19 protein-coding genes are annotated in these 15,811 nt (G+C 38.2%); 15 read left to right on the forward strand and 4 right to left on the reverse strand.

The window, feature by feature from the left end; genetic code table 11:
- Positions 1 to 145 precede the first annotated feature (145 nt).
- The 4 genes from hflX to glnA all read left to right on the forward strand — a co-directional run bounded on the left by hflX (position 146) and on the right by glnA (position 4,490).
- Positions 146 to 1,381, forward strand: a complete 1,236-nt coding sequence (hflX, locus tag KO561_RS09365; protein ID WP_231096836.1) for a GTPase HflX — start codon at positions 146 to 148, stop codon at positions 1,379 to 1,381.
- Positions 1,382 to 1,387: 6 nt separating this feature from the next.
- On the forward strand, positions 1,388 to 2,620 hold the full coding sequence (locus KO561_RS09370) for a methionine gamma-lyase family protein (protein ID WP_231096837.1): 1,233 nt from the start codon (positions 1,388 to 1,390) through the stop codon (positions 2,618 to 2,620).
- Positions 2,621 to 2,733: 113 nt separating this feature from the next.
- Positions 2,734 to 3,129 carry a MerR family transcriptional regulator gene (locus tag KO561_RS09375; protein WP_231096838.1) on the forward strand — a complete coding sequence of 132 codons (396 nt, stop codon included), beginning with the start codon at positions 2,734 to 2,736 and terminating at the stop codon, positions 3,127 to 3,129.
- Between the two features lie 23 nt (positions 3,130 to 3,152).
- On the forward strand, positions 3,153 to 4,490 hold the full coding sequence (gene glnA, locus KO561_RS09380; protein WP_231096839.1) for a type I glutamate--ammonia ligase: 1,338 nt from the start codon (positions 3,153 to 3,155) through the stop codon (positions 4,488 to 4,490).
- Between the two features lie 176 nt (positions 4,491 to 4,666).
- On the opposite strand, the gene KO561_RS09385 is transcribed toward glnA, so the two are convergent.
- Positions 4,667 to 4,867, reverse strand: a complete 201-nt coding sequence (locus tag KO561_RS09385) for a hypothetical protein (RefSeq protein ID WP_231096840.1) — start codon at positions 4,865 to 4,867, stop codon at positions 4,667 to 4,669.
- 819 nt (positions 4,868 to 5,686) lie between these two features.
- Here KO561_RS09385 and KO561_RS09390 point away from each other — a divergent pair.
- Positions 5,687 to 6,208, forward strand: a complete 522-nt coding sequence (locus tag KO561_RS09390) for a hypothetical protein (RefSeq protein WP_231096841.1) — start codon at positions 5,687 to 5,689, stop codon at positions 6,206 to 6,208.
- Positions 6,209 to 6,260: 52 nt separating this feature from the next.
- Here KO561_RS09390 and lexA read toward each other — a convergent pair whose 3' ends face one another.
- A complete protein-coding gene (lexA, locus tag KO561_RS09395) occupies positions 6,261 to 6,884 on the reverse strand; it encodes a transcriptional repressor LexA (RefSeq protein WP_231096842.1) in 624 nt (207 codons plus the stop codon).
- A 273-nt stretch (positions 6,885 to 7,157) separates the two neighbouring features.
- Between lexA and KO561_RS09400 the strand changes: the two genes are divergently transcribed.
- The 9 genes from KO561_RS09400 (at position 7,158) to KO561_RS09440 (ending at position 13,320) form a co-directional block, all read left to right on the forward strand.
- A complete protein-coding gene (locus tag KO561_RS09400; protein ID WP_231096843.1) occupies positions 7,158 to 7,808 on the forward strand; it encodes a YneB family resolvase-like protein in 651 nt (216 codons plus the stop codon).
- A gap of 110 nt (positions 7,809 to 7,918) precedes the next feature.
- Positions 7,919 to 8,155: a DUF896 domain-containing protein gene (locus KO561_RS09405; RefSeq protein WP_231096844.1), complete on the forward strand. Its 237-nt coding sequence runs from the start codon at positions 7,919 to 7,921 to the stop codon at positions 8,153 to 8,155.
- Between the two features lie 116 nt (positions 8,156 to 8,271).
- Positions 8,272 to 10,266, forward strand: coding sequence for a transketolase (gene tkt / locus KO561_RS09410; protein ID WP_231096845.1), 1,995 nt, complete (start codon positions 8,272 to 8,274; stop codon positions 10,264 to 10,266).
- 144 nt (positions 10,267 to 10,410) lie between these two features.
- Positions 10,411 to 10,863 carry a sporulation inhibitor of replication protein SirA gene (sirA, locus tag KO561_RS09415; RefSeq protein WP_231096846.1) on the forward strand — a complete coding sequence of 151 codons (453 nt, stop codon included), beginning with the start codon at positions 10,411 to 10,413 and terminating at the stop codon, positions 10,861 to 10,863.
- 45 nt (positions 10,864 to 10,908) lie between these two features.
- On the forward strand, positions 10,909 to 11,124 hold the full coding sequence (locus KO561_RS09420) for a YneF family protein (protein ID WP_231096847.1): 216 nt from the start codon (positions 10,909 to 10,911) through the stop codon (positions 11,122 to 11,124).
- Between the two features lie 92 nt (positions 11,125 to 11,216).
- Positions 11,217 to 11,921: a cytochrome c biogenesis CcdA family protein gene (locus KO561_RS09425; RefSeq protein ID WP_231096848.1), complete on the forward strand. Its 705-nt coding sequence runs from the start codon at positions 11,217 to 11,219 to the stop codon at positions 11,919 to 11,921.
- Between the two features lie 67 nt (positions 11,922 to 11,988).
- Positions 11,989 to 12,417, forward strand: coding sequence for a Na(+)/H(+) antiporter subunit B (locus tag KO561_RS09430; protein ID WP_231096849.1), 429 nt, complete (start codon positions 11,989 to 11,991; stop codon positions 12,415 to 12,417).
- A gap of 16 nt (positions 12,418 to 12,433) precedes the next feature.
- Complete coding sequence (locus tag KO561_RS09435) at positions 12,434 to 12,793, forward strand: response regulator (RefSeq protein ID WP_269140707.1); 360 nt, start codon at positions 12,434 to 12,436, stop codon at positions 12,791 to 12,793.
- A gap of 29 nt (positions 12,794 to 12,822) precedes the next feature.
- Positions 12,823 to 13,320 (forward strand): CcdC family protein, encoded by a 498-nt coding sequence (locus KO561_RS09440; protein WP_231096850.1) that lies wholly within the window; start codon positions 12,823 to 12,825, stop codon positions 13,318 to 13,320.
- Positions 13,321 to 13,510: 190 nt separating this feature from the next.
- On the opposite strand, the gene KO561_RS09445 is transcribed toward KO561_RS09440, so the two are convergent.
- Positions 13,511 to 13,936 carry a DUF2621 family protein gene (locus KO561_RS09445; RefSeq protein ID WP_231096851.1) on the reverse strand — a complete coding sequence of 142 codons (426 nt, stop codon included), beginning with the start codon at positions 13,934 to 13,936 and terminating at the stop codon, positions 13,511 to 13,513.
- A gap of 257 nt (positions 13,937 to 14,193) precedes the next feature.
- On the opposite strand from KO561_RS09445, the gene KO561_RS09450 reads away from it, so the two are divergent.
- Positions 14,194 to 15,321: an ATP-binding protein gene (locus tag KO561_RS09450; RefSeq protein WP_231096852.1), complete on the forward strand. Its 1,128-nt coding sequence runs from the start codon at positions 14,194 to 14,196 to the stop codon at positions 15,319 to 15,321.
- A gap of 156 nt (positions 15,322 to 15,477) precedes the next feature.
- Here KO561_RS09450 and KO561_RS09455 read toward each other — a convergent pair whose 3' ends face one another.
- Positions 15,478 to 15,591 carry a small acid-soluble spore protein P gene (locus KO561_RS09455; protein ID WP_231096853.1) on the reverse strand — a complete coding sequence of 38 codons (114 nt, stop codon included), beginning with the start codon at positions 15,589 to 15,591 and terminating at the stop codon, positions 15,478 to 15,480.
- Positions 15,592 to 15,811 lie beyond the last annotated feature (220 nt).

The raw sequence follows: 15,811 nt of genomic DNA on the forward strand, positions 1-15,811 counted from the left end.
TCGGTCCTTCCTTCTTGGGAGGGCCTTTTGATTTCATAGAAAGCCTTTTTTAGCAAATACTAATCACCTTCCTTACAACGAATTTTTCAATCAAATCACTCTTTGATATGATAAAGGTAACTTATGAAAAGAGGTCGGTACGTATATGCAGGAAAATGTCTTAATAATTGCGGTTCAACATCCTAATCAAGATGAAGAACGGTTTCAATCCTCCTTGGAGGAATTACAGTCTTTAACGGAAACAGCACAAGGGGATGTCTTGAAAATTGTCACACAAAAAAGGGATCGCATTCACCCCGCCTTATACTTAGGCGAAGGAAAAGCACAAGAAATTGCGGAGCTGGTGGAAGAGTTCGACATTGAATTAGTCATCTCTAATGATGAGTTATCTCCTGGACAATCGAAAAATTTGTCTGATCGCTTTGGGGTGCGTGTTATTGATCGAAGTCAGCTTATTCTCGATATTTTTGCACAAAGGGCAAACACGAAGGAAGGGAAACTTCAAGTCGAGCTTGCCCAATATCAATATTTATTACCAAGGTTATACGGTCAAGGGCTTGCTTTATCTCGTTTAGGTGGTGGGATCGGAACAAGAGGTCCCGGGGAAACCAAGCTTGAGTCTGATCGTCGTCACATTCAGAGACGAATCGATGATCTGAAACGCCGCTTAAATACAGTAGTAAATCAACGTTCGCAATACCGAAAAAGAAGAAAAGAAAACAAAGCCTTTCAGATTGCTATCGTAGGCTATACGAACGCTGGAAAATCGACGATATTTAACCGATTAACGAAAAGTCAATCTTTAGAAGAGGACCAATTGTTTGCGACACTAGACCCGCTTACACGGCAAATCGCTTTGCCATCTGGTTTTCAAACACTTCTAACGGATACGGTTGGATTTATTCAAGACTTACCAACTACTTTGATTGCAGCATTTCGATCTACCTTGGAGGAAGTAACGGAGGCGGATTTTATTATCCATATGGTGGATGCCTCTCATCCAGATCAGGAACAGCATCAAAAGACGGTCAATCGTTTATTGGGAGAATTAGGCGCAGACCAATTACCAATGTTAACGGTTTACAATAAAAAGGATATGTTAACAGAGGCGTTTATCCCTAGCGTGCAACCATCCATTACGATAAGCGCTCATGATCCAATCGACTTAAGAAGAGTGCTACACAAAGTAGAAGAAGTGATGATGGATCAGTGGGAACCATACCGAGTGGAAGTCGACTCTGGAGATGGAAATTTTCTTCAGCTATTAGAGCGAAAAACGATTGTACAAAATAAATCGTTTAAAGAAGAAATAGAATCTTATGTTTATAACGGGTATGCCGATCCAAATCATCCGTTGAGCTATAAATTAAAGGAGAACTAAGAAAATATGAACCAATCGCAAATTGATACACTAGAATCCGAACTATGGCCACTCTTTCAACAGACAGACAAAATCGTGGAACATAATCAGAGAAAAGTGTTAGAAGCATTTAGAAATCAAAAAGTAAGTGACAGTCATTTTAATCCGACAACGGGATATGGCTATGATGATTATGGCCGCGATACGCTAGAAGCGGTTTATGCGGAAGTATTCCGTGCCGAGGATGCCTTAGTTCGACCTCAACTCATTTCTGGTACCCATGCGATATCGACAGCTTTGTTCGGCGTATTGCGTCCTGGAGATGAGCTGTTATACATAACTGGACAACCTTATGACACACTAGAAGGCATTTTGGAAAAAGGTGAAGGGTCCTTAAAGGAGTTTCAAATTGATTACAACTCGGTAGCTTTACTAGAGGATGGATCTATTGATTATGTCCAGGTTCAAAAAGCTATTCAACCAAAAACCAAGGTAATTGGAATTCAGCGATCAAGAGGCTACGATGATCGGCCATCTTTCACTATTGAGCAAATAAGGGAAATGATTCAATTTGTGAAAGAAGTAAAACGAGATGTCCTTGTATTTGTGGATAATTGTTATGGAGAATTCGTTGAAGTACAAGAACCGATTGAAGTGGGAGCAGATATCATCGCTGGCTCTCTAATCAAAAATCCGGGAGGTGGAATCGCAAGAATAGGAGGCTATATCGCAGGTCGTAAGGACTTAATAGAAAAAGCAGCCAATCGGTTAACAGCGCCAGGATTAGGAAAAGAAATTGGGGCATCTCTAGGAATGCTTCAGGAAATGTACCAAGGTTTTTTCCTTGCACCACATGTCGTTGGAGAAGCGCTTAAAGGGGCGATTTTTTCTTCGAAGCTTCTTTCCGAACTGGGCTTTCAAACTCATCCAACGTTTGATGCAACACGTACAGATTTAATACAAGCAGTTAACTTCCAAACCGCGGATCAAATGGTGGCATTTTGCCAGGCCATTCAACAATCCTCACCGGTTAATGCACATGTTACACCATATCCTTCTCCAATGCCTGGTTATGAGGATGAGGTCATCATGGCAGCGGGAACGTTTATCCAGGGGGCAAGCATAGAACTAACAGCGGATGGACCAATTCGACCGCCATTTACAGCTTTTGTACAAGGTGGTCTAACCTATGCACACGTAAAGATCGCCATTATCGAAGCTGTTCAGGCATTAGAAAAAAAGGGATTATCTCCAAAATAAGAATCTACAAAATTGTCAAAATATTTTTATGTAAAGAAAGCTAACATCTATTGACAACTAATATTCCAAATGTATAATAGGAATATGGAAAGCTACATAGAGGGGGTGCTATTATGAGCAATGTCGATAGACGATCTATGCCCTTATTTTCCATCGGAATAGTTAAATCCTTAACGGAACTTACCGCTCGTCAAATTCGTTATTACGAGGAAAATGATTTAATTCATCCTTCTCGAACAGGTGGGAATCAGCGATTATTTTCTTTCAATGATGTAGATAGATTGCTAGAAATAAAAGAACTCATTGAAAAGGGAATCAACCTAGCTGGAATTAAACAGGTACTTTCCATGAAAGAATTACCGAAGACGAAAGAGATCGAGGAAAGCGATGAAAAACCAGAGCTTTCTGAAAAGGAATTGAGGCGTATGCTTCAAAAAGAACTTTTTGATTCTGGACGTCTTGGGAAAACATCATTAAGACAGGGAGAATTATCTCGATTCTTCCATTAATAAATAAAGGAGTGGGATACACAATGGGTTCAAAGTTAACCAGAGAAGAAATCTTAAAAAGAATGGAAGAGGAAAACGTTAAGTTTATCCGTTTGCAGTTCACGGATTTACTTGGAACAATTAAAAACGTGGAAATTCCTCTAAGTCAGCTAGATAAAGCATTAGATAATGAAATGGCGTTTGATGGTTCTTCCATCGAAGGGTTTGTACGTATTGAAGAATCGGATATGAAGCTATATCCAGATCTTGATACATTTTTAGTATTTCCATGGACTTCAGAAAAAGGGAAGGTTGCTAGATTTATTTGTGATATCTACAACCCAGACGGTACACCGTTTGAAGGATGCCCTCGTTACAATTTAAAACGTAATCTGAAGAAAATGGAAGAATTAGGATTTACTGCATTTAATCTTGGTACAGAACCAGAGTTCTTCTTATTCAAACTAGATGAAAAAGGTGAACCTACGCTTGAATTGAATGATAAAGGTGGATACTTTGACCTTGCTCCAACGGATCTAGGTGAAAACTGCCGTCGCGATATCGTATTAGAATTAGAAGAAATGGGCTTCGAAGTGGAAGCGTCTCACCACGAAGTAGCTCCTGGTCAACACGAAATTGACTTTAAATATGCAGATGCAGTGAAGCATGCGGATGATATTCAAACTTTCAAACTCGTTGTGAAAACAATTGCAAGAAAGCATGGTCTTCACGCAACATTCATGCCAAAACCATTGTTCGGCGTCAACGGTTCCGGTATGCACTGTAACATGTCTTTATTCCAAGGTAAAACAAACACATTCCTTGATGAAAACGGTCCTTTACAATTAAGTGAAACAGCTTATCAGTTTATTGCTGGTATCATTAAACACGCATTGAGCTTTACAGCAGTTACGAATCCAACTGTTAACTCTTACAAGCGTCTCGTACCAGGCTATGAAGCACCTTGTTATGTGGCTTGGTCTGGTTCAAACAGAAGTCCTTTAATCCGGGTACCATCTTCTAGAGGATTAAGCACACGTATTGAAGTACGTAGTGTAGACCCTGCAGCTAACCCTTATCTTGCAATGTCTGTACTGCTTGCTGCTGGTTTGGATGGAGTTAAAAACAAACTGTCTGCTCCTAAAGCTGTAGACCGTAATATCTACATTATGGATAAAGAAGAAAGAGAAGCAAATGGTGTTCAAGACTTACCAGCAACTTTAGCTGATGCACTAGAAGAATTAAAGAAAGACTCTATCATTGTGGAAGCTTTAGGCGAGCATCTATTCGAACATTTCATTGAAGCAAAAGAAATCGAATGGGATATGTTCAGAACACAAGTACACCCTTGGGAAAGAGACCAGTACTTGCAACAGTACTAAGATTGATATATCAACGTTTTGCATTGGGGTGCTTGTGGTTTGTACATTATGTTAATGCCTCTGCCCCTAAATCGCCCCTAAAATCTGATAATTTTAAAAAATACTGTTCCCGTACACCATGTACTGGACAGTATTTTTTGTTTCCAACATACACTTGAAAATTCCTTTGAAGTCTATTACCCAAAATTATATAAATCGGAGTCAATCGTAAGCAAATCGTTAGTTGTATGGTCACCAGTAATTTGACCACTTATTTGGTTTGTTTTTGTTATATTGAAATTCTGCTTGGAAATATTTTTCCCGAAGTTTAAGGATGCCGAATCTTCCATTGTACTTATCATTATCTCGTCAAAATATATTGGACACTTCTTTTTCAAGTTAATCCCACCTCTATTAAAAATTCTTCCTATATTATATTGGATTCTTCTCATATTGACTGGACGAACCGTTCTAGCCTAATTTTTAGAAAAACTTGTAATAAAATGCTGTGCAAGACTCATACTATCCATGATTATGGGAAAAGAAAGTGAGAAGATGAAAAGAAAGTTGAACTTGATTATACAGTTGCACATTGTCAGTACAATCCTGTCATCGCTATTTAGTATTGTTATGCTTTTTTTAACGATAAAACATGATCAAGAAGTAACAGGTGGTAGCTTGAATAAGTGAAATGGGAGTAGAGGATCGTGGAAACGAAAATGAAACTCTGCGGGAAGTATAAGGTGATTTCATGACGCTTTCTGTATATATGTTCATCCAAGTTTTACTTCTGGTTGCCTTTTGCATGTATAAGAAGAGGCTACACATTTTCGAGATCTTTTTTATATGGATGACGGTTTGGATTATCACACATTCCGTTACTACTATCCTAATAGTCAATTTTGAAGTACTTACTATGACAGGAGACATGAAGGACTTTTGGACACATTTTTTAAAAAGACTTCTTCTATATCCACTCCTTATCATTGTCTTTTTTGACCTTTATGTGAGAATGAGGAGTGCTTTAGAGAAAATTGCTGTTTTAGTAGTGAATACTTGTATCATGTCGTGTGTTGAATTTACATTTATCCATCTCCATGTTATCCAGGCTAAAAATTATTCAGTTACTCATTCTTTATTAGAATGGTCGTTCACTGTCTTTCTTTCCTATCTACTATGGAAATGGTACAGAAGTCATAGATTGATGAGGCGATAGCATGTTACTTCACTTTCCGGAAGCATTTGATAAGAATGAATGGGCCGTTATCATTGGCATTTTAATCAATATTATTATTTTTATGTGTTTACCAAAACGAATACCAAAAGAGATAACACCACTTATTATTTTACTAAGTATGTCCTATCCGAAAATTTTGGATCACTCATTGGCAGTAAGTCCATTAAATTATTATGATATTATGGATTCTACTAAATATGAAATCTTTGATCTTTTATTGTATGGGGTCTATCCAGCCTTCGGTTACTTATTTGTTTACATTCTGGATTATTTCAAGTTGAAAGGTTTCCAATTATTTTGGTACTTGTTAGCTTGGAACTTATTTGCTGTGGGAGTCGAATATCTTCTTATTAAATTGGGGATATTTGTGTACAAAGGTTGGAGCTTAGCTTATTCATTACCCATCTATACTATAGTTTTATCTCTCACACTTTTGTTTTATAAATTAGCTATGTATTTCCACAACAAGAATACTCAACAACATACATCTAATTTCAGGTAGTTCGATTAACACATAAAAAGACTCAAAACATAATCGTTTTGAGTCTTCCTTTTTAGTGGATGTCTCGGTATAATCCAACTACTTTTCCTAATATGATAACGTTTTGATAAATAAGTGGTTCCATTGTGGCGTTTTCAGGCTGCAGTCGGATATGATCTTTCTCCTTGAAGAATCGTTTTACTGTTGCTTCTTCATCTTCCGTCATCGCGACTACAATTTCACCATTTTGAGCGGTTTGCTGTTGTTTAATGATGACCATATCTCCATCCAATATTCCCGCTTCAATCATACTTTCCCCCTCAATGACAAGAACGAAGATGTTATCCCCAGAGCTAGCGATAGTTGGTGGAAGAGGAACATACTCTTCAATATTCTCGACAGCCGTAATCGGCAGACCTGCGGTTACTTTACCAATGACAGGAGCGAACACTGCTTCATGTGTAGGAATGGTATTATCTCCATCAATATTCAGAACTTCTATGGCGCGTGGTTTAGTCGGATCTCTTCTAATAAAGCCTTTCTTTTCTAGACGAGATAAATGCCCGTGGACGGTAGAGCTTGATGCTAATCCAACTGCTTCCCCAATTTCTCTTACGGAAGGGGGATACCCTTTATCTAGTACTTGTTCTTTTATGTATTCTAATATTGCTTGTTGTCGTTTTGATAGTTTTGTCATAGACAACACACCTCACACATAGATTTATTACCAATAGTATAGCATGCATTTCAACAATATACAAACAAGCGTTCGAAAAAAAGTAGTTGACAAGAACGGGTGTTCGCTATAATATTAGATTATCAGAACAATTGTTCTCATTTTAGCGCGGAGGTGTTTAATATGTTTCATAAACTATCAAAAGTAGATTTTTTCTATATCGGATTATTCGCTGCCACCCTTGCTTTCATGTACGTAACCATGACTTCCATATAATAGAACGGAGTAGCTAACATGAATGCAATCATTTATTGTAGAGTAAGTACAAAAAAAGAAGAGCAGGAAACCTCGCTCTACCGACAAAAACAAGAACTATTAAATCTAGCAAGCTATTATCAATTTCATATAGTAGATATCATTGAAGAGAGGTACAGTGGTTATGAGTTGGAAAGAGAAGGAGTTTTCCAGATGCTTGATTTATTTGCGAATCAACAAGCGGATGTTCTTCTTATACAGGATGAAACGAGGCTCGGACGGGGAAATTCAAAAATTGCTATTTTTCATCAACTCAACAAACTAGGAGTCAAAGTTTACTCGCTTAGCCAGAACGGTGAATTTCAATTATCGGAATCAGACTCTATGGTGTTAGAAATCGTAAGTGTAGTAGAAGAATATCAAAGAAGAATTCATAATATGAAGATCAAGCGCGGTATGAAGAAAGCGATCAAGAGAGGGTACAACCCCAGTGAGAACTTTCAGCATATTGACCGATCTCCAGGGCGATCACGGACGGAAATTCCTATGGATGAAGTGATTCGTTTACGGAAAAACAACCTAACTTTTGAAGAAATTGCAGCAACTTTAACTGGATTCGGTTATTCTGTTTCTCGAGCAACCATTCATAGAAGGTATCGTGAGTACATGTCGCTTGAAACCAAGGATTGAAAACGATAGTATAAGATTAAGGTAGACAAGATGCCTGTTGGTGTTTCTTGTCTTTTTTCGTTTAGATTTACAAGAAACGTGCACGATATGGTGTATGTAGGAGGAAAAGAATGATTTCACAAGAAAAGCTGAATCGAATAAATGCGTTAGCAAAGAAAGCGAAGGAAGATGGGCTAACGAGTGAAGAAAAGAATGAACAGCAAGAACTTCGCGAAGAATATTTGAAAAATGTGAGAAAATCCTTTAAGAATCAATTCAAAAATATGAAAATTGTCGATCCAAATGGGGAAGATGTCACACCGGAAAAAGTAAAAGCTTTGCGGAATAATTCTAAAAGGCTTCATTAAATCAAACACATAATAGTAAGAAATGACTTTTTTCTTACTATTATGCTTGTTTCTTCGTACGTTTCATTATAGGATTAATAGTGTACATATGTGGAAAAAAGAAAGGGGATACATACATGACAAATGAAACAAAACAACTTTCGATTAATACAATTCGAACGTTGTCTATTGATGCGATTGAAAACGCGAACTCTGGTCACCCAGGACTTCCAATGGGAGCAGCACCGATGGCTTATACGTTATGGACAGAATTTATGAACCATAATCCGAAGCATTCAAAATGGTTTAACCGCGACCGATTCGTTTTATCGGCTGGTCATGGTTCTATGCTTTTATATAGTCTATTGCACTTATCTGGGTATGATTTATCGATTAATGATCTAAAAGGATTTCGTCAATGGGGATCCAAAACACCGGGTCACCCAGAAGTACATCACACGGACGGAGTAGAAGCTACTACTGGCCCACTTGGACAAGGTATCGCGATGTCTGTAGGGATGGCGATGGCAGAAAAGCATCTTGCTGCAAAGTATAATAAAGAGTCTTATTCTGTTGTTGATCATTTCACCTATGCAATCGTAAGTGATGGGGACTTAATGGAAGGAATCTCCCACGAGGCAGCTTCTTTAGCTGGTCACTTAGGGTTAGGAAAACTTATCGCTCTTTATGACTCTAATGATATCTCTTTAGATGGAGAGTTGAATAAATCTTTTTCTGAAAATGTAGAAGATCGTTTCAAAGCATATGGCTGGCAAGTGATCCGTGTAGAAGACGGAAATGATGTGGATGCAATTGCAAATGCCATTAAAGAGGCACAAATCAATCAGGATCAACCGACTTTAATTGAAGTAAAAACGGTTATTGGTTACGGATCTCCGAACAAGTCTGCTTCTTCCGCGTCACATGGTGCACCATTAGGTGGAGATGAAGCGAAGCTTACGAAAGAATTTTACGCATGGCCACATGATGACTTCCATGTACCGGATGAAGTCTATGCGGATTTTAAAGAAAAAATCGTAGATCGTGGCAGCAATGAAGAGGAAAAGTGGAACACCTTATTTGAAAGCTATAAACAACAGTATCCAGAATTGGCTAAAGAACTAGAATTAGCGATTGCTGGAGAGTTACCTGAAGGTTGGGATCAAGACTTACCAACTTACGAGCCAGGTTCTGCGTTAGCATCACGTGCTTCTTCAGGAGAAGTGTTGAATGGAATTGCCCAATCTGTACCGTACCTTTTCGGTGGTAGTGCAGACTTAGCTGGTTCCAATAAAACAACGATCAAGAATGCAGGCGATTTTTCTAAAGTAGAAGCAGATGGAAGAAACGTTTGGTTTGGTGTACGTGAATTTGCTATGGCTGCTGCACTAAATGGAATGGCGCTTCATGGTGGATTAAAAGTTTTCGGTGGAACATTCTTTGTGTTCAGTGATTATCTACGTCCAGCTGTTCGTCTATCTTCTATTATGAATATGCCGGTAACGTACGTGTTAACCCATGACTCCATTGCAGTTGGGGAGGATGGACCGACACACGAGCCTGTTGAACAATTAGCTTCTCTTCGTGCTGTCCCGAATCTTTCAGTTATCCGACCAGCGGATGGTAATGAAACACAAGCAGCTTGGCGATTGGCTATAGAGTCAAAAGAAACTCCTACTGCTTTAGTGTTAACAAGGCAAGACCTTCCGACGTTAGAAGGAACGAAAGAGCAGGCTTATGAAGGTGTTAAAAGAGGTGCTTATGTGGTGAGCAAGGCATCCAAAGAAACACCAGACGCCATTCTATTAGCAACTGGTTCTGAAGTTCATCTTGCGGTTGAAGCACAGTCTGCGCTAGCAGCTAAAGGAATAGATGTTTCAGTTGTAAGCTTGCCTTCATGGGATCGTTTTGAACAGCAATCAAAGGATTACAAAGAAAGTGTCCTTCCGTCTGCTGTAACGAAGCGTCTAGCTATCGAAATGGCTTCTCCGTTCGGATGGGAAAGATATACAGGAACAGCTGGTAAGGTTCTTGGTATTTCCACATTCGGTGCTTCTGCAAAAGGAGAAAAAGTCATTGAAGAGTATGGCTTTACTGTTGATAATGTTGTAAAACACGTTGAATCTTTATAAGTATGTTGGATGAAACCCTTGGCAAAAAGGTCAAGGGTTTTTATCCCTGTTACGTGTCGACAAAACTTGAGGGATTTTTTTACGGTGTTTGACAAGGTATTTCGTAGAGGTTGTGTATAATGTTTCTCGTAGGGGGAACATATTATGCTAGAGTATATGATATTTTGGATAAAGCCAGAGTTTTCTACCCATTATTTTTATCGTTCAGGAATCATGTTTCGTTTTTTAGTAGAGTGCGAGGACTCCAATAACGATGATCTTCAATTACAATTTGATTACGTTACGCGCAAATTTCCCGTTCAAGACGTAATTTGGTTATTGCAAAGAGAATTTCCTCAATTTCAATGGGAAGTAGAAGGAAATTCGATTCACGGTTCGTTACGGGGAAAGCAAATATCCATGTATGTATCATCTCGGCAGCTTTATGTCTCAACGGAAGATTACCAGCTTGTTGATCAAGTATTATTTCAAACGTTAAAGAAGTACGATTCTTCTTTTTTTGTCATAGAAAAACAAACCAATAATTACGGTTGGGTTGCACCAATAAAGCAGCGAAAGCTCGCTTTAAGCACTCAACTATTGTATTCTCTACTTTGATTTACTATACTGTATGAGAAACAACATGAAGGAGGAAAGCTTGATATGGGCACGCTTTGGGTCGTACTTATAGCTATTTTAGCTTTAATTGCTGGTGTAGCATTAGGATTTTTCATCGCCAGAAAATATATGATGAATTATATGAAAAAGAATCCACCAATTAATGAGCAAATGTTACGCACACTTATGATGCAGATGGGTCAAAAACCATCTCAGAAGAAAATTAATCAAATGATGCGGGCAATGAACAACCAAAAATAATGTTGGACAACCTATGAAGAACGTATGAATCCCTTGTTTACCCGGACGGGCCAGCAAGGGATTCATGTTTGGTAAGAGAAAGGGAGATGGGGATGTCAGATGTAAATATATTTATTGCGTTTGGAGCAGGATTTTTGTCATTTATTTCTCCTTGTGTATTGCCATTATACCCTGCATTTCTTTCCTACATAACGGGAATGAGTATTAGTGAGATAAAAGAAGAGAATGGGATGTTGAACAAGAGAAGTATTCTTCATACTGTTTTCTTTTTAATAGGATTTTCTAGTGTGTTTGTCATGCTTGGATTTACGACATCTTTTATCTCTCAATTTCTCATGACCTGGCAAGATGCGATTCGTCAGGTCGGAGCTATTGTCATTATCTTTTTCGGATTAGTGATAATTGGTGTTTTCAATTTTGAATTTCTGATGAAGGAAAGAAAAATTACCTTCAAGCACAAGCCTTCAGGTTATATCGGATCTTACTTTATAGGGTTAGCCTTTTCGATGGGATGGTCGCCTTGTATGGGGCCAATATTGGCAGTTGTCTTATCACTAGCTGCAACCAAACCTCAAATTGGTCTTGTCATGATGATCGCATATTCCTTAGGATTTTCGATTCCATTTTTAGTCTTATCCTTTTTTATTGGAAAATGGAATTGGATAAAGCGAAATGGTGCTCTTATTGTGAAAATCGGCGGATACATGATGATTTTTATGGGCATCGCTTTATTCTTCGATTGGATGACGAAGCTCACATCTTTCTTAGCAAGCTGGTTTGGTTTTACCGGATTTTAGTCAAGGATGGTAAAACTGTAAAATCTATTGTACTATAGGTATAACGAGTGGAAGAGAGGTCAATGGTATGAGAATCCCAAATGATTTAATTCTTCGAACGACGACAAATTTAATAGCGTTTATTTTATTAGCGTTTTCGATTTATCTTTTTCTTGCAGGTCATAGCTCACCTGGAGGTGGGTTCGTCGGTGGTCTTATGACGTCGGCGGCGTTTGTACTTATGTATATGGCTTACGGATTTGATACGGTTCGAAAGATTATTCCTATTAACTTTCGACTTTTTATCCCAATCGGTTTATCGATCGCCTTGTTGACAGGTTTAGGTTCTTTTGTGTTTAATCAACCATTTTTAAGTCAAACATTTGCGTATTTTCACCTTCCCGTTTTCGGGGAAAAAGAATTAGCTACAGCACTACTTTTTGATTTAGGTGTTTACATAACTGTTATAGGGGTAACCATGACGATTATCTTATCCATTGCGGAAGATCGGGAATAGAACAGGGGGAGCATTTGTGGCAAACGTATTAATCGTAGATGATGCAAAATTCATGAGATTAACATTATCCAACGTATTAAAGAAACTGGAGCATACGGTGGTAGGGGAAGCGGAAAATGGTATTCAAGCTGTTGAAATGTATAAAACGTTTGAGCCTGATTTAGTTTTATTGGACATCACCATGCCGGAAAAAACAGGTATTGATGCCCTTCGAGAAATAAAAGAATTTGATCCCAAAGCAAATGTAGTCATGTGTTCCGCAATGGGACAACAAAAACTAGTCGTGGATGCTATCGAGTTAGGTGCGAAAGACTTTATTGTTAAACCGTTTGATGATAATCGAGTTTTGGAAGCTATTACGCGGGTTCTTGGATAATTCACGGACATCCAGAAAGAGTTGATTTCATGTTTTGGGCAATCGCAACAACTGTTGTAGGCGCTTTTATGGCGATATCGATGATATTTGTCCGCTTAAAGGCTTCAAGGAAGCCGACAAGTGCATTACGGATTATTTTACCTCCACTATTTATGAGTACTGGGGCCCTTATGTTTTTATTTCCTGTTTTTCGAGTGGAGTGGACACAAGTATTGGAAGCATTCTGTGTAGGTGCGATATTCTCTATTTTTTTAATTAGGTCCTCACAGTTTCAAATTAAAGACAAGGCGATTTATTTAGTTCCATCCAAGCAATTTGTGTTTATATTAATCGGGCTTTTAATCGTTCGTATTCTTTTAAAGCTAATCGTTGGTCATACTATCTCCGTAGGTGAAACCAGTGGGATGTTCTTCTTGCTAGCTTTTGGCATGATTATAACGTGGAGAAGTGCCATGTTAATCAAATATTCGAAGATGAAAAAAACGTTAGATAAATCTAATCAAGAAATCCCCTTATCTGATCATTAAGATCAGTTAAGGGGATTTTGTTATTGCTTAGCAAATAAGAAATTGGCTAAGTGTGTGGATAACATGCAGCAATAGCCACTGTCCAGTTCCCGTTCGTACGTGGCCCGGCAAGGGGGGCTGCAGACGTTGTCCGCATAGGACTGCTTTAGCCTGTAATCCTTATAGCTGGACGCCTCGAGCTTCTGTCTTATCAATCAAACAGTGTTTCATAGGGAGCAATGTCGATATTTCTTTCTTTTAGTTTTTTAATTAAAAACTTATGATCCCGTTTAGGGGTTGCTCGAATATAGCCTTCTATTAAGACATCCTGTGTGATCCGTTTCGTTTTCTTTTGAAGCGCTAATTCACCGATTTTTCCAGCGATTTTCTGTTTGGCTATATCGCGGAATAGCTCTGGAACAGGAGAAACTAGATCCTCTAGCAAATTTAACTCTTGTTTGCCCCACATATGTCTCGTTTTCTCTATGTAGTATTCTTCCCAATCAATAATGGATTTTCCGTCTTCTTTCGGGAGTCGTTTTAGAAACTTTCTAAACATGAAGAATCCACCGATGGACATAAATGTAATAAGAATGATTACCCATGTTAAAATAAACAATCCAAAGCCAGTTGACATGATTTCACCTTCTTCATCATAAAGTTTCCTTAGAGGCGAACTACGGTTTTCCTTTTTGGTAATTTATAGTAAAATTACATGTATTCTACATCTTAGTTCCCTTAGATTACGTGTTATCACTAGTATTATAGGATGATACTATTTAAAAGACAAGGCAAAAACAATCAGATGTTTATCGAATTATGTCAATTTTTGTTGAATAAGTAGACGGTTCGGAATACAATAGAAGTAATAGGTAGTAGAATGGGGGAAGAATGATGTTCGCAGGTGAGGATACAAATAATTATTTTGAATCAGGGCATAGTGAGCAAAAAAAAGCTTCTAGTAAAATCGCTAGATTCACACTTCCTAAGCTACCAGACCATTTTTCGGCATGGGTGGATCAACATAGTTTTGATGTTGTCACAGTATGTGATTTAAGCGGACATCTCGTCTATGTGTCGCAATCGGTCTCTCATGTACTTGGATATTCCCCAGAACAACTCTTAGGTGACTTTGTTCTTGATTACGTGTCACCAACCAATCAAACCGAAATTCTTTCAAAAATTCCAATACAAACAGAGGCATCCAGTCGCTTCCATGTCAGTATTCGAAATCATAGTGGAAAGTTTATCTGGATGGAGACCGTGATTGCACGTTTGCTTCATAAGGATACAAATGTCGATTTATACCTTTGTATTACTAGAGATATTACGGATAAGAAAGAAGCAGAAGAGATGATGATCCGTTCTGAAAAAATGTCTGTTTCCGGACAATTGGCTGCTGGGATTGCGCATGAAATAAGGAATCCATTAACATCATTAAAAGGGTTTGTAAGGCTGTTACAGACTGGTTCTGAGAAGAAAGAAGATTACTTTAAAATCATGATTGATGAAATTGAAAAAATGGAAAACATTACATCTGAACTTCTTTTTGTTGCAAAACCAATGACAGACGATAAAGCGAACGTCCGCTTATCTGAGATGATTTCGGATGTGATTACGTTGTTGCAGCCTCAAGCCAATATGCAGGCGTTGGAGCTCCAAGTGAAACTGGAACACAATCCAGTCCTGTATTGCGATAAGTCCCAAATTAAGCAAGTTTTTATTAACTTGATTAAAAATGCTATTGAAGCAATGGATAAGAGCGGTGTGATTCGAATAGAATCTCACATCGCACAAGAACAATGCCATATTGACATCATTGATGAAGGCCCTGGCATCCCTTTAAGCATCATACATAAGGTTAAGGAGCCTTTTTTCACCACAAAGAAAGACGGAACTGGTCTTGGATTAATGATATGTAACCAAATACTAGAGCATCACAACGGGAGCCTTTCCATTTTCCAAAACGCCGAAACAAGTGGAAGTACGTTCCGTGTGTCTCTTCCTGTGGAACTATTGTAAAATACACACCGTTTATCTAATAGGGATGAACGGTTTTTTTATGGAGTAAGAGCAACCAAAACGGTTGCTCTATAAAAGGATTGTTAATATTCCCATATCTATATCCTGTCAGCTAAAAATGCGCTCACAATACTGGCTTGGCTTACCAAGTTTTCTTTAAAGACTTTGAGTCCCGGCCTTATTTTGTCTGCTATGCTGTCTGTTTTTAACTTTTTTAGATCCACTAAGCGGTTCCGGTTGTCCACCCTTATGTTGTTTCTTTTTAGACATAAGAAATTCCTCCTTTGTTCATAGGATGAGCCTTTTTTAATCGGTCATTCGAAAGCAAGTAAATAATTTGTTTCTAATTTCTAGAAAAGCACTAAAATTTGTTTGATTTTTCTAAAGAAATAATCGCGTAACATTTTACTTATAAGTCAATTTCAGCTAAAATAAATAAATGCAAAGAAGAAAAAGTATCTAGTCGAAACGCTGTAAACAAGGGAATGGA

It is taken from the genome of Radiobacillus kanasensis (assembly GCF_021049245.1).
Lineage (GTDB): Bacteria > Bacillota > Bacilli > Bacillales > Amphibacillaceae > Radiobacillus > Radiobacillus kanasensis.